The sequence below is a fragment of the Archangium sp. genome, from assembly GCF_045802675.1.
Lineage (GTDB): Bacteria > Myxococcota > Myxococcia > Myxococcales > Myxococcaceae > Archangium.
The window spans coordinates 34,545-48,095 of sequence record NZ_JBJMQO010000046.1 but is presented as its reverse complement, the minus strand read 5'-3'; the positions used below and the strand labels follow the sequence as shown (position 1 = coordinate 48,095).

Genomic DNA, 13,551 nt, shown 5'->3' with positions numbered 1-13,551 from the left:
AACACCCGGAGTGCGGGGATGCCGGGTCCAAATCGTCCATCCGCCAGCGGGAAAACGAAGCGGGCGCTACCTCGCCCCCTCTGACCTCAGGGCTTCGAGCGCCTGGAGGCGGGGCGCCTCGAACTCGTCCCCCTTGTTCCAGCGGGGCAGCTCGCGCGTCCGGGCCACATGCGCCCCGAGGAGGAAGAAGAGCCGCACGTCCTCCACCGCCCCGGAGAAGTCCCAGTCCGGGCCCAGCTCGTCCGAGGGCTGGTGGTAGTGCTGGGCCTCCCACTTCTCGCGGCGCTCCTTGCCCCACCCCGGCGGCCGGCCGATGAAGTCCATGCCGCTGCTGAAGTAGGCCGAGGGGATGCCCAGCCGGGCGAAGTTGAGCTGGTCCGAGCGGTAGAAGAAGCCCCGGTCCGGCAACTGGTCCGCCTTCACGAAGCGCCCCTGGGACTCGACGAGCGCGGTGAGCGTCTTGTCCAGCGAGGACTTGCCCAGCCCGATGACCGTCACGTCCCGCGTGCGCCCGTGGATGTTCAGCCCGTCGATGTTGATGTCCGCCGCCACACGCCCCGGTTTCACCGGCAGGTGCTCGGCGAGGTACTGCGAGCCCAACAGGCCCTGCTCCTCGGCCGCCACCGCCGCGAAGAGGATGGAGCGCGGCGGCGCCTTGGGCAGCGTGGTGAAGACGCGCGCCACCTCGAGCATCGCCGCCACGCCGGACGCGTTGTCCACCGCTCCGTTGTAGATGGCGTCCTCGCCCGGCTTCGCGTCCGCTTTGATCCCCAGATGGTCATGGTGCGCCGTGTAGAGCACCACCTCGCGCGAGAGCTTCGGATCGCTCCCGGGCAGCAGCCCCAGCACGTTCGCCGTGGGCCGGCGCCGCACCTGGTTGGCGAAGCGCGTGGACACCTTCACCCCCAGGGGCACCGGGCGGAAGTCGCTCTTCTGAGCCGCGGCGCGCAACAGGTCCAGGTCCCTCCCCGCCAGCTGCATCACCCGGCGCGTGGCCTCGTCCGTCGTCCAGCCCTTCACCTGCAGGTGCGGCGGCTCGCCCGTGTCCGGCAGCTCGAATTGCTCGCCCGACCAGGAGGTCTGCACCACCTGCCACGGGTAGCCCGCGCTCGGCGTGGTGTGGATGATGATTGCCCCCGCCGCCCCCACCTTCGCCGCCTGCTCGTACTTGTAGTCCCACCGGCCGTACCACAGCCGCGCCTTGCCTCCGAAGCGCGCCGGATCGTCCTCGGGGTCGCTGTTCAGGATGAGGAGCGTGCGGCCCTTCAGGTCCGCCCCCTTGAAGTCGTCCCACGCGTACTCGGGCGCTTGAATCCCGTAGCCCACGAACACCAGCTCCGAGTCCTGCAGCACGGCCTCGGGGGCCTGCACGCCCGAGCTCGCGATGAAGTCGTCGTAGTAACCCAGTTGCACCTTGCCCGAGGCGTTGGTGAAGGTCAGCGTGTCCGGGTGGCCCGTCATGCCCACCAGCTCGAAGGACTGGAGGTAGCTTCCGTCCGGCATCACGGACTTCAGGCCGAGGAGTTGGAACTGCGTGGCGAGGTACTGCTGCGCCAGCGCGTCCCCGCGCGTGCCCGGCCCGCGGCCCTCGAGCAGATCCGAGGACAGGAAGGCGACGTGGGCCCGGAGGTTGCCGGCCTGAAGGGTGCGAGAAGCGGCCCTTTCCTCCGGCGTCGTGAGCTGGGCCCGCACGGGGAGCGGCAGGACGAGCAGAAAAACGAGGAGCACCAGCGTTCGCTTCATGGCGGGTGTGCCCCTAACATGAGCCGCCCGGCCTTGCAGGGGGTATCTTCGCTCGGATGGTTGAGCGCTGGACCTCTGCCGGCCTCCCTCCTCCCCCCCGGGCCCGCCGCAAGCATGTCCGAGAATCCGTCCGCTCCTCGCGCCCCCCTCGCACGCGCCACGCTCATCCAGATGGGCGTGCGCATCGCGGTGGTCATCGTGCTGACCACGCTCTTCAGCTACGTGCACATGTCCCGCACCCTGCGCACCCAGGCGCTCGCGCGGCTGCAGCAGCATGTCTCGGAGCGCGTCGAGCGCGAGGACGCCATCTTCGTCCTCGCCGAGGACAACCATGCCCTCCTCGTGAAGGCCCTCCAGGAGCGGCTCCGCGCGCTCCGGCCAGAGGAGGTGGAGGCCCGCTTCGAGCGCCTGTTCACGCGCATGCCCGACGGCTCGGTCCGCTCCCGCCTCGAGGGCTTCGACGGTACGCGGATGGCGGGCGTCTATGTCCCCAAGCGCATCCGGCTCGACCCGGACCTGCGCCGGCGCATCCTCGCCGCCCACGACGTGCTCAACCAGTACGGGCCCACCTTCCTCACGCGCTTCACGGACACCTTCATCACGCTGCCCGAGGGCGCCAACATCATCTTCTGGCCCGCCAGCCCCACCTACTCCCACGACGCCGGGCCCGATGATGTGTTCACCCAGCTGGAGTACGTCGTCTCCAGCCTGCCGGAGAACAACCCACGAAGGCGGACGAGCTGGACCGCCATCTACGAGGAGCCCGTCAGCCACAGCCGGCTGGTGACGGCCTCCACGCCGGTGGACCTGGACGGCCGCCATGTCATGACGATCGGCCATGACGTGCTCCTCGATGAGTTGATGAAGCGCACCCTCGGGGAGCACCTGCCCGGTGCGTACAACGTCATCCTCCGCGACGACGGCCAGGTCATCGCCCATCCCGGGTTGAAGACCGGGGGCGTGGACCCGGAGCTCGCGGCCCACACCTGGAACATCTTCGAGCGGGTGAGGAACCGCGCCCCCGGCGCGCGCGTGCTGGAGCTGCCCGAGCACCAGGAGTACCTCGCCGTGGCGCGGCTCAAGGGCCCGGGCTGGAACTTCATCACCGTGCTCCCCGAGCGCGAGGTGTCCCGCCCCGCCTTCCACGCCGCGCGCGTCGTGTTGCTGCTCGGCGTGGTGTCGCTGCTGCTGGAGCTGGCCATCATGTCCTGGGTGCTGCGCCGGCAGGTCACCCGCCCCCTGCTGGCCTTCAGCCAGGCCACCAGCCACGTGGCCTCCGGGGACTTCCACGTCGAGCTCGACACCTCGCGAGAGGATGAGCTGGGGCAGCTCGCCCTCGCCTTCCGCCGCATGGCCGACGAGGTGCAACGGCGCGAGGTGTCCCTGCGCCACGCCAACGAGACGCTCGAGCAGCGCGTGGAGGAGCGCACCCACGAGCTGAAGGACATTCAGCAGCAGCTCGTCCAGACGGCGCGCCGGGCCGGCATGGCCGAGGTCGCCACCAACGTGCTGCACAACGTGGGCAACGTGCTCACCCACGTCTATACCTCGGCCCAGGTCGCCCGGGAGCGCCTCGGCGCGCTGCGGCTCGAGCAGGTGGGACGCGTGGCGGAACTGCTCGAGGAGAACCCGTCCGGCCTCGGCCCCTTCCTCACCGAGGACCCTCGCGGCCGCAACGTGCGGCCCTTCCTGCACACGCTGGGACAGAACCTGCTCGACGAGCGCCAGGAGCTCCTCTCGTTGCTCGAGGACGTGGGCCGCCACACCGAGCACATCGGTGAGATCGTCAAGGTGCAACAGCGCTACGCGCGGATTCCCCAGGTGCACGAGCCCGTCCTCCTGTCGGGCCTCGTGGAGGACGCGCTGCGCATCAACGGCGCCGGGCTCAGCCGCCAGCGGGTGAAGGTGGAACGGAGCCTCGAGTCCCTTCCTCCCGTGCTCACCGACCGGCACAAGGTGCTGATGATCCTCGTCAACCTCATCAGCAACGCCGGGTACGCGCTGGATGAGGTGTCGCGGGACGAGCGGCGCCTGAGCGTGAGGTTGGAGCGCGCCCCCGAGGGCCGCGTCCGCATCGTCGTCCAGGACAACGGCGTGGGCATCGCGCCGGAGCTGCACACGCGCATCTTCCAGTACGGGTTCACGACCCGGCAGGACGGGAACGGGTTTGGCCTGCACTCCAGCGCGCTGGCGGCCCAGGAGCTGGAGGGGTCCTTGCGTGTTCAGAGCGAGGGGCCGGGGCTCGGCGCCACCTTCACGCTCGAGCTTCCCTTTCGACCCGCGTGAGCCGTTCAGGCGCCCGGTGACTCGGGGGGCGTGGCCGGCGCGACCTTCCACACCGTGCCTCCCGCCGCGTCCATGCTCTCCACTCCGAGCGCCTTGAGCTCCTCGCGCAGCCGGTCCGCCTCCGCGAAGTTCTTCGCCTTGCGTGCATCCGCTCGCGCCTGGAGCAGCTGCTCCACCTTCGCCACGTCGATGCCCCGCTCCTTCACCGCGCGGTCCCGCCGCCGCAACAGCCAGTGCGCCGGCTCGTCCTCGAACACGCCCAGGACTCCGGACACCTTGCGCACCGTTTCGCGCAACGTCCGCAGCGTGCGCCCCACCTGCGCCTTGTCCTTCACCGGCGGCTTGTCCGTCAGCTCGTTCATCTGCGCGAACAGTCCCGACAGCGCACCCAGCGCTCCCGCCGAGTTGAAGTCGTCGTCCATCTGCGACTCGAACTCGGTGAGGAACTTCGCCGGCTCGCCGTACAGCGCCCCCTGGCCGAAGTCCTTCCCGCCCACGCGCTCGTCCACCTTGCGCAGCGTCTCGTAGAAGTACTCCATGCGCTGCTCCGCATCCGCCAGGCCCTTGTCCGCGAAGGCCAACGGGTGCCGGTAGTGCGTCGACAGGAAGAAGAAGCGCAGCGCCTCCGGGTCCACCTTCTCCAGCGCGTCCCTCAGCCGCACCACGTTCCCGAGCGACTTGGACATCTTCGCCCCCTCGAGGTCGAGGAAGCCGCAGTGCATCCAGTAGCGCGCGAACGTCTTGCCGCTCGCCGCCTCGCTCTGGGCGATCTCGTTCTCGTGGTGGGGGAAGATGAGATCCAACGCCCCGCCGTGGATGTCGAACGTCTCCCCGAGGTAGCGCGCGCTCATCGCCGAGCACTCGATGTGCCAGCCCGGCCGGCCCTTGCCCCACGGGCTGTCCCACGCGGGCTCGCCCGGCTTGGCCGCCTTCCACAGCGCGAAGTCCAGCGGCTCGTGCTTCTGCTCGCCCGGATGCACCCGCTCGCCCGCGCACAGGTCGTCCAGGTTGCGCTTGGACAGCTTCGCGTACTCCGGGTACTTCCTCACCGAGAAGTACACGTCCCCCTGGGACTCGTACGCCACGCCCCGCGCCACCAGCTTCCCGATGATGGCGATGATCTCCGCCAGGTGGTCGCTCACCCTGGGCGAGACGTCCGGCTCCAAGAGGTGCAGCGCCCGCGCGTCCTCCTGGAACACCTTGACGAAGCGCGCCGCCAGCTCCACCGGCTGCTCGCCCGTCTCGTGGGCGGCCTTGATGATCTTGTCATCCACGTCGGTGTAGTTGCGCACGTACTTCACGTCGAAGCCGCGGTAGCGCAGGTAGCGCACCACCACGTCGAAGGACGTGAACGTCCGCGCGTTGCCGATGTGGATGTAGCTGTAGACCGTCGGGCCGCAGACATACACCCCCAGCTTGCCCGGCACCGCCGGCTCCAGGGGCTCCTTCTGCATCGTCATCGTGTTGAAGAGGCGAATCGATGCTGCGGCCACGTTCGCGAACCTCCGCCAGTCCGGGGATGGAAAGCCGGACTCTAGGACTTCCCCACGGTCCGGACCACAAATGCCTGACACTGTGAGAGAACACTGATGCTAGGTGCGCACTCCGGAGGGCCGAAAAAGGACTATCCTCCCCCTCCGCCGCCTGCCCCCATCTCCGCCGGCCCTCGAATCTGGGAGAATGCGCCCCATGAGTCCTCCCAATCCCAAGCGCCCGCCCCGCTCGCCCCGGCCTCCGGGGGATACGGCGTCGCGCCCGGAACCGGAGGTCGAGCTCCCCTTCGACGACGACGAGGTCGTCCCCCTCCAGGCGGATGACCCCCGCCCCCAGCGCGTCCCCCAATTCCCCGCCGGCCCCCGCCGGGCCCCCCGCCGCGGCCCCGGTGGCGCTCCCCGTCCCCCGCGCGACCGCGAGCTGGCCCCCCGCTTCGACTCCGGCGAGTACGAGGACCCCGGCCACTCCCCCGCCTTCCTCTACGTCGAGCGAGGCCCCGGCGCCGGCCAGCTCGTCCCCCTCAAGCAGGGCGTGCTCGTGCTCGGCCGGGCGTCCACCTCGGACCTGCGTCTGCAGCACCCCTCCATCAGCCGCCGCCACGCCCAGCTCACCCGCCACGGCGACCGCCTCACCCTGAAGGACCTGGGCAGCCAGAACGGCACCTACGTCAACCGCACCCGCCTCGCCTCCGAGCTCGAGCTCCACTCCGGAGATGAGCTCGCCCTGGGCAACGCGCTCCTCCGGGTGCGCGGGCCGGGCGCCCTCCCCGAGCACCCTCGCACCGCCTCCAGCCGGCCCAGCTCCCCGCTCCGGGCGCGCCTGGGCGCCCGCCGCCTCATGCTGCTCGCCGCCGCCACGGGTTCGCTCGTGGCCGTGTTCCTCACGCTCGGCGCCGTGCGGCTGGCACGCTCGCGCTCCGAGCCCGCCCAACCCTCGGAGACGCTCGAGGCCCGGCAGGCGGCCGAGGTGCCCGGGGCGCCCGTCCCCGAGGAGGTGGCTGTCCCGCCCGAGCCGGCCGCGCGTCCCGAGGTCCTCCGCACCGTCGACGAGCCTCCCGTCGCCACGCCCCCCGTGCCCACTCCGGCTCCCGCGACTCCAGCCGGGAAGGTGCGCGGGGCCACGGGAGCGCGTTCGCTCAGTGCTTCGGCCATCGCCGGGCCCGGGAAGCTCGAGGCCCCGAAGGCCCCGGCTCCCCCGCAACGCAAGGCCACCGTAGCCAGGCCGTCCGCGCCCGCCGCCAGCGCCGCTCCGGCGGCTTCCACCGAGGCCGCGGTTCCGGATGCGGAGGCAGAGTCCGAGGCCCTCTCCCTCTACGAGTCCGGGAACGTCGACTCGGCCCTGTCGATGGCCCGGCGTGCGCACCTGAACGAGCTGGCCACCACGCTCACGCGCTTCCAGGCCGAGTGGAGCGCGGGCAACTCCGCCCTGACGGCCGGGGACTCCGCTTCCGCCATCCAGCACCTCTCCGCCGCGCTCGAACTCGATCAGCAGCTCGCCAAGGGCTGGGGCGCCTTCGCGCCGCGGATTCGCAAGGCGCTGGCGCTGGCGCACTCGCAGGCCGGGAGCTCGCAGGGCAGCCAACGTTGAGCGCCTTCAAGCCCCTCCATCAGGACAGGGGGGACCTGCCGGTCGCGTTTTCGAGCAACTTCTGAAGCTCCGGATCAGCAACGCCCCGTTCGCCCCGATGAAGGACAGCAGCAGGAGCGTCACCCAGAGCACCCCCTTGTCCGCTCCGGGCCGCTCTCCCTCCACGACAATCCAGAGCTGGCCGTCCTTCGGCTGCACCTCGCCCATCTCCCTCAGCAGCCGGAAGCCGTCGCGGTAGCGCTCCGCGTCCGCCTCCGTCAACAGCCTCCCCCGGACTCCGAAGGGCCTCTGGTCGGGTTGTCTCGGCACCTGGCCCGGCGCCCACTCCTCCCCGGGCAGCGCTCCCCGGCGCACCAGGAACGGCGACTCGCGCAGCCCCACCACCACGTAGACGCCCTCGCCCTCGCGCCCGTAGGCACCTCGCGAAGTGGGGATTCCATGCAACTGCACGTAGCGGTTGGACTCCAGCAGCTCGTACCGGTACGCCCCCTCCGAGCCCAGCGTCAGCGGCGTCCGCGGCGAGAAGAAGTACGCCACGTCCTTCCACACCATCCCCAGCAGCACCCCGCCCACCACCATCGCCAGCACCAGCACCGGCGCCCTCACCCCCACCCCACGCCGCGCCAACCGCGCCTCCAGCTGCGCGATGCGCTCGTCCCGCTCCTCCTGAAGCTGCTCCCTGGACATGAAAAACCCCGGCTCCCACTGGGGGAACCGGGGCTTTCTACCTCCACCCGAGGGCTCTCAGGCGAGGTTGAAGATCTTCTTCAGGTCCGACTCGATCTCTTCCTCGGTGCAGTCCTTGGCCAGCGACAGCTCCTTGATCAGCAGCGAGCGCGCCGTGTCCAGCATCTTGCGCTCGCCGAAAGACAGATCCTTGTCTCCCTTCAGCAGATAGAGGTCGCGCAGCACTTCGGCGATCTCGAACACGGAACCCGTCTTGATCTTCTCCATGTACTCCCGGTAGCGACGGTTCCACGTCGTCGAGTCCACCGAGATGTCCTTCTCCTTCAGGATGGAGTAGACCTGCTTGACGTCCTCCTCGCTGATGATCTCCCGGAGGCCGACCGAGCCCACCTTGTTGATTGGGATCATGATCCGCATCCCATTCTCCAGGATGCGCAGCACATAGAACGACTGGCGCTGCCCGGCGACCTCGGTGTGCTCGATGCCCATCACCTCGCCCACACCCTGCCCGGGGTAGACAGCCTTATCGCCGGTCTTGAAGCTCGTCTGCACTCGTACCGCCTCCTTGGGATGGCTTGGCTCGACTCGACACCCGGCCCTGGAAAGCGCACCACAGGTACCACAATTCACCCCTTGCAGCAACATTGAAGCCTTGACCCGCCCGGATTTTCCCGACTAGCGTGGGGCGCTTTGGGTGTGTGCGCTCGCTCGGTAGGGCGATGCACCATGACGGGACGGATGGGGTTGGGGGGTGGAGGGTGGGCCGTTACTCGTGGCGCGATCTGACCGCGCGTCCTTTGTTCTTCCCTGCTGTGAGCTTGATGCTCGGCGCGGGGTTGGGTCTCAAAACGAACGCCTCTGGTGGATTATTCCAGCTTATGGCGGCATCAGCCGTGGGTGCTGCCTGCCTATGGCTCGCCCGCCTGCCTGGTGCCCATCTGGGCGTGCTCCTCTGTCTGGGGCTCACCGGCGCGGGGCTCGCCTCGCTAGAGGCCGGGGCGGATGTGCCGGCGGCCCTGTCGCTCGAGGAGGGGGGCGGCGCGGTGCTGGAGGGCGAGGTGGAGCGAGTGGAGCGCTTCGAGGACTCCACCCGCGTCCTCCTGGCGGTGGCCCGCGTGGGCCGGGGGACGGGCAGCCCCGCCCGCTTCCACGCCCAGCTCTACGCCCACGGCGAGACGCCCCCGCTGCTGCCCGGCCAGCGCCTCCGCGTGGAGGCCCGGCTCAAACCGCTCGAGTCCGCCTTGAACCCCGGAGAAAAGGATTTCTCCGAGAAACGGCGGCGGCAGGGGCTCGTCTTCAGCGGCAGCTTCCAGGGCACGGGGATGCTGGTGCTCTCCCCCGCACCGCCCTGGCGGCAGCGGTTGGTGCGCACGCAGGAGGAGCTCTCGGAGGCGGTGCGCGCCGTGTCCCCCTCGCCCGAGGCCGCGGCCCTCTTCCTCACCCTGGCCGCCGGACAGCGCGCCGCGCTCGATGACGGCCTGGAGGAGGACTTCTCGCGGAGTGGGCTCGCGCACGTACTCAGCGTGAGTGGGCTGCACGTGGCGGCGCTCGCGCTCATGACGCTGGCCCTGCTGCGCCGGGGCATGGTGTGGGCCGGAGCCCGGCTGCGGGGCCTGCGCCGCGTGGATGCCCGCCGCCTGGCCGCCCCCGCCGCGGTGCCCTTCGTCTGGGCCTACGTCGTCTTCACCGGCAACCAGCCTCCGGCGGTGCGCTCGGCGGTGATGGCCACGGTGGTGCTGCTGGGGCTCGCCCTCTGGCGGCGGGCCGATGGGCTCAACTGCCTCGCCGCCGCCGGTGCACTGCTCGTCGCCTGGGCGCCCTCGAGCGTCGTGGACCTGTCGCTGCAGCTCTCCTTCCTCGCCGTCTTCAGCCTGCTGCTGCTCACCCCCGCCCTGCGCGAGGCCCTCCCCATCCCGCCGCCCGATCCGCAAGAGGAACACCGCCTCAAGCGCCTGCTCGCGAGCACCCGCGAGACGGTGCTGGAGACGTTCTGCGCGAGCGCCGCGGCGACACTGGCCAGCCTGCCCCTGGTGTCGGCCACCTTCGGGCGCGCGAGCCTCGCGGGGCTCGTCTCCAACATCGTGTGCATGCCCCTGTGCGGCCTGCTCACCGGCTTCGCCGCGGGCGGTGCGGCGCTCTATGTCGTGTCGCCCGTGCTGGCCACCCCGCTGCTGTGGGGCGGTGCGTGGGCCTCGCAGGTGCTCATATGGCTCACCCGCTTCTTCGCGCACGTGCCGCTGGCCACCCTGGACCTGCCCGCCTTCGGCCTCGCGGCCTCGCTGCTCTACGGCGCGGGGCTCGCGTGCTGGGCCCTCGGCGAGCGGCACTGGCGTCTGGGTGGGCTGCTCACGCCCCTGGGGCTGGCGCTCGTCTTCGTCGTGCCCCGGCTCGTCCCCGAGCCCGGCCTGCGCATCACCTTCCTCTCCGTGGGCCAGGGGGACTCGGTGGTGCTCAGCTCCGGCGGGCACCATGCCCTCATCGATGGCGGCGGCGTGCCCGGTGGCGCGGACCCGGGGCTGCGCGTCGTCGTCCCCTTCCTGCACGCCTCACGGGTGGAGAGGTTGGACCTCGCCGTCCTCTCGCATCCGCACCCGGACCATGCGCTCGGGCTCATCTCCGCGCTGGGGCAGGTGCCCACCGAGCGCCTCTGGCTCTCCGCGGGCAGCACGGACGGCGCCCTGTCGAAGCAGCTCATCGCCGCGGCCACCGGCGCGCGGGTGGAGGAGGTACAGCTCGGGCACCCCTCCTACGTGCTGGGGGAGGCGACCCTGGAGGTGCTCGGCCCGCCCGAGGACCGCGAGCTCCTGGAGGGCGTGAACGACAAGAGCGTGGTGCTGCTCGTGCGCCATGGCGACGTCACCGTGCTGCTGCCCGGCGACGTGGAGGCCGACGGCGAGGCCGCGCTGCTCGCCAGTGGAAGGCTCGGGCCGGTGACGGTAATGAAGGCGCCGCACCATGGCTCGCGCACCTCGTCCACGCCGGACTTCCTCGCGCGGCTGCGGCCCCGCTTCGTCGTCTTCTGCGTGGGCCGCCGCAACCGCTTCGGCTTTCCCCACCCGGAGGTGGAAGCGCGCTACCCGACACTGGGCACCGAGTGCCTTCGCACGGACGTGCACGGCGCCATCACCCTGGAGAGCGACGGCCATGATGTCCGCCTGAGTACCTTCCTGACGCCCGAGGCTCCGCTGTCCCCGGGTCCGGTTGCCCCCGTGGCCGCCCATCACCACCCTTGAGGCGATGATTTCCGACGACCTCGATCTGCGTCAGCTCACCGCTGACTTGAAGCACATGCTCGCCCCGGGCGAGCCCGTGGGCTACCTGCGCGGCAAGGCGCTCATGCGCGACATGCTCGTGGATACGAAGGGCTACTCCCAGTACGAAGCCGAGGAGCTCATCGACACCCTCGAGGCGCGCGGCTTCCTGCGCTTCCTCGGAGACCCCACCGAGCGTTCCGTCGCGGACGCCCACTGGGAGATTTCTCCCCACTCGTAGCCGCTACTCGAAGACGAGCCACCCGAAGCGCGGCAGCGCGTGGAAGTCCCCGATGAACAGGGGCGAGAAGGCCTGCCCTTCCACCCGCTGCCGCCCCACGTGCTCCAGCCGGTAGAGGTTGAAGCGCCAGCGCTCGCCCTTCTTCGGCGGAATGTGGGGCACCTCGGCCAGCCGGGCGAAGGGAATCTTCAGCTCCACGCGCCAGCCCTCGTCCCGGTCCCCCGGGTCGTCGAGCGTGCCGCGCACCTTCACCGCCGTCTTCATCCCCGAGTCCCAGCTCAGGTCCATCCCCTGCCGGCGCGCGGGGAAGTAGGCGTCGAAGATGACGTTGTGCGGAGACACCTCGAGCTCGTTGTAGGTGCGCCCGTCCGCGTTGGCGTCGAGGAAGATCTCCACCACCTCCTGCTCGTAGATGGACTCGTCGCGGTTGCGGTAGGTGCCCCAGATATCCGGGTCCTCCACATCGAAGGCGACGTAGAGGTTCTGGTCGTCGTACGTCAGCCGCGCCTCGGTGCGCAGCGAGGCCGGGCGGCCATCGAAGCTGCCGCGCAGCACCACCGGAGCGGCGGCCTTCCATGCCGCGTCCTCGAGCTCGCCGTCGATGACGGGCGCCTTCGCCGCGCGGTGCACGGTGTACTCGGGCAGCGCCGGGAGGGAGCCGCCGAGCTCCGGGCCGAACATCCGGTTGTCGCCCCGGTGCGCGTTCGGGTCATCCACCGCGAGGCGCGACTCGCCCTGCCAGAAACCGAGCACCACGCGGCCCGGCGCCGGAGGCATCGGCACCGTGTGCACGTCCTCCACCACCTTGCCCACGGGCCAGGAGCCCAACGGGGCCGCGCCGCCCGCGAAGGCGTGGTCGGCGTTGATCATCATCTGCCCGGTGGCGGGGTCCACCACGTGCACGAAGAACTCCCAGCCCTGGGGCATGGGGCGCAGGGCCTCGAAGTAGTGCGCGAGCTGCACCTGCTGGCCGGGCACCGCCACCGGCGGGGTGATGCGCGTGCCGAGGTAGCGCACCGAGCCCCCCGCGAACGTGGCCCCACTGCGATACGTCAGGTCCGCCGGCGCTGCATCCAACACGCGCGCCTGGGTGGGCGGAGGCAGGGCCTTGTCGCGGGGCTTCGGGCCGGCCTGCTCGTCGCGGCAGGCGGTGGCGAGCAGCGTGAGCGTCAGCAGCGTCAGGAGGCGGGAGGCGGGGCGCATCGGGGCCGCGAATCCTAGGCCCCCCTCTGGCCGATGTCTCGGAGAAGGGACTCCCGTTCCGTCCGCTCACGTGGACGGCGGCCCGGGGATGGGACGGCCAGGAGGAGACAACCTCCCGCGATTCCGCGCGCCGCCACCGGCACCCGGCTTGCTGCCTCGCCCGGCACCATGCACTTCGAATTCGAGCACCTGGGCACCTCCACTCCCTTCGAGCTGCCCGAGGGCGTCCACCTGCTGGGCGGTGGCGCCGAGGACCATGTGCGGCTGGAGGGGCTCCCCCCGGGCCTGTTGACGCTGCGCATCGAGAACCAACGCCTCATGGTGGAGGCCACGCGCACCTTCACGGTGGGGGGCGTGATGGTGCCGCCGGGAGTGCCTCGGCTCGTGCTGCCGGGCGAGGGGCTGGGCCTGCCCGAGGGCATGAGCCTGAAGGTGAGGGAATCCGGAGGAGACACCGAGCGGCAGGTGGGCACCATGGCCGTGCTCAAGCACCTGCTGATGGACACCGGCGAGCCGCCGCCCTCGCGAGCCGCCGCCCTGCTCTGCCTCACCGGGGCGGACGTGGGCCGCACCTTCGCGCTCGCCGAGGCGAGCACCGAGCTCGGCCGGGGCCTCGAGATGTCCGTGCGCCTGAGGGACATCGCCGTGTCGCGCCGCCACGCGCGCATCCGCCACCAGGAGGGCACCTTCCTCCTGGAGGACCTGGACAGCCCCAATGGCGTCTACCTCAACGGCCAGCGGGTGGAGACGCCCGCCCCCCTCCACGAAGGCGACGTCATCGAGCTGGGCCGCACGCTGCTGCGCTACCAGGCCCCCATGGCCGAGCCCCCTCCACCCCCGAAGGAGAGCCCGCCCACCCCTCCCGAGCCCGCGCCGGAGCCCACCGCCGCCCCAGCCGAGACGCAGGCCGGGCAACCCGCCGGAAACGACACACCCGCGACGCTCTCCGGCGAGAACGTGCCGGAGCGCTCGCGGGTGCGCTGGGAGTGGTGGCTGATCGGCCTCGGGGCGGCGCTGGCCCTGGTGGGGCTGCTCGCCACCTACGCCCTGGCGGCGTGA

The 13,551-nt window shown here is 70.9% G+C and carries 10 protein-coding genes; 5 read left to right on the top strand and 5 right to left on the bottom strand.

Annotation, left to right across the window (positions count from 1 at the left end; all coding sequences use genetic code 11):
• Positions 1-66: 66 nt before the first annotated feature.
• Positions 67-1,743 carry a M20/M25/M40 family metallo-hydrolase gene (locus tag ACJ8AN_RS14070; protein ID WP_407755846.1) on the bottom strand — a complete coding sequence of 559 codons (1,677 nt, stop codon included), beginning with the start codon at positions 1,741-1,743 and terminating at the stop codon, positions 67-69.
• A gap of 114 nt (positions 1,744-1,857) precedes the next feature.
• On the opposite strand from ACJ8AN_RS14070, the gene ACJ8AN_RS14065 reads away from it, so the two are divergent.
• Entirely contained in the window at positions 1,858-4,029 is a 2,172-nt protein-coding gene (locus ACJ8AN_RS14065; protein ID WP_407755845.1) for an ATP-binding protein, read from the top strand.
• Between the two features lie 5 nt (positions 4,030-4,034).
• On the opposite strand, the gene cysS is transcribed toward ACJ8AN_RS14065, so the two are convergent.
• Positions 4,035-5,522, bottom strand: coding sequence for a cysteine--tRNA ligase (gene cysS, locus ACJ8AN_RS14060; protein ID WP_407755844.1), 1,488 nt, complete (start codon positions 5,520-5,522; stop codon positions 4,035-4,037).
• A 196-nt stretch (positions 5,523-5,718) separates the two neighbouring features.
• On the opposite strand from cysS, the gene ACJ8AN_RS14055 reads away from it, so the two are divergent.
• The gene (locus ACJ8AN_RS14055; RefSeq protein ID WP_407755843.1) at positions 5,719-7,110 is read left to right on the top strand and encodes an FHA domain-containing protein; all 1,392 of its coding nucleotides are present in this window, start codon (positions 5,719-5,721) and stop codon (positions 7,108-7,110) included.
• Between the two features lie 6 nt (positions 7,111-7,116).
• On the opposite strand, the gene ACJ8AN_RS14050 is transcribed toward ACJ8AN_RS14055, so the two are convergent.
• Together ACJ8AN_RS14050 and ACJ8AN_RS14045 are read right to left on the bottom strand one after the other, a co-directional pair.
• The gene (locus tag ACJ8AN_RS14050) at positions 7,117-7,797 is read right to left on the bottom strand and encodes a hypothetical protein (RefSeq protein ID WP_407755842.1); all 681 of its coding nucleotides are present in this window, start codon (positions 7,795-7,797) and stop codon (positions 7,117-7,119) included.
• Between the two features lie 57 nt (positions 7,798-7,854).
• Positions 7,855-8,349: a CarD family transcriptional regulator gene (locus ACJ8AN_RS14045; RefSeq protein WP_047859039.1), complete on the bottom strand. Its 495-nt coding sequence runs from the start codon at positions 8,347-8,349 to the stop codon at positions 7,855-7,857.
• 167 nt (positions 8,350-8,516) lie between these two features.
• On the opposite strand from ACJ8AN_RS14045, the gene ACJ8AN_RS14040 reads away from it, so the two are divergent.
• Both ACJ8AN_RS14040 and ACJ8AN_RS14035 read left to right on the top strand, forming a co-directional pair.
• Entirely contained in the window at positions 8,517-11,030 is a 2,514-nt protein-coding gene (locus ACJ8AN_RS14040; protein ID WP_407755841.1) for a DNA internalization-related competence protein ComEC/Rec2, read from the top strand.
• A 4-nt stretch (positions 11,031-11,034) separates the two neighbouring features.
• Complete coding sequence (locus tag ACJ8AN_RS14035) at positions 11,035-11,289, top strand: hypothetical protein (protein WP_407755840.1); 255 nt, start codon at positions 11,035-11,037, stop codon at positions 11,287-11,289.
• Between the two features lie 3 nt (positions 11,290-11,292).
• Here the strand turns inward: ACJ8AN_RS14035 and ACJ8AN_RS14030 are convergent, their stop codons facing one another.
• Complete coding sequence (locus tag ACJ8AN_RS14030) at positions 11,293-12,492, bottom strand: carbohydrate-binding family 9-like protein (RefSeq protein ID WP_407755839.1); 1,200 nt, start codon at positions 12,490-12,492, stop codon at positions 11,293-11,295.
• A gap of 168 nt (positions 12,493-12,660) precedes the next feature.
• Between ACJ8AN_RS14030 and ACJ8AN_RS14025 the strand changes: the two genes are divergently transcribed.
• Positions 12,661-13,551, top strand: a complete 891-nt coding sequence (locus tag ACJ8AN_RS14025) for an FHA domain-containing protein (RefSeq protein WP_407755838.1) — start codon at positions 12,661-12,663, stop codon at positions 13,549-13,551.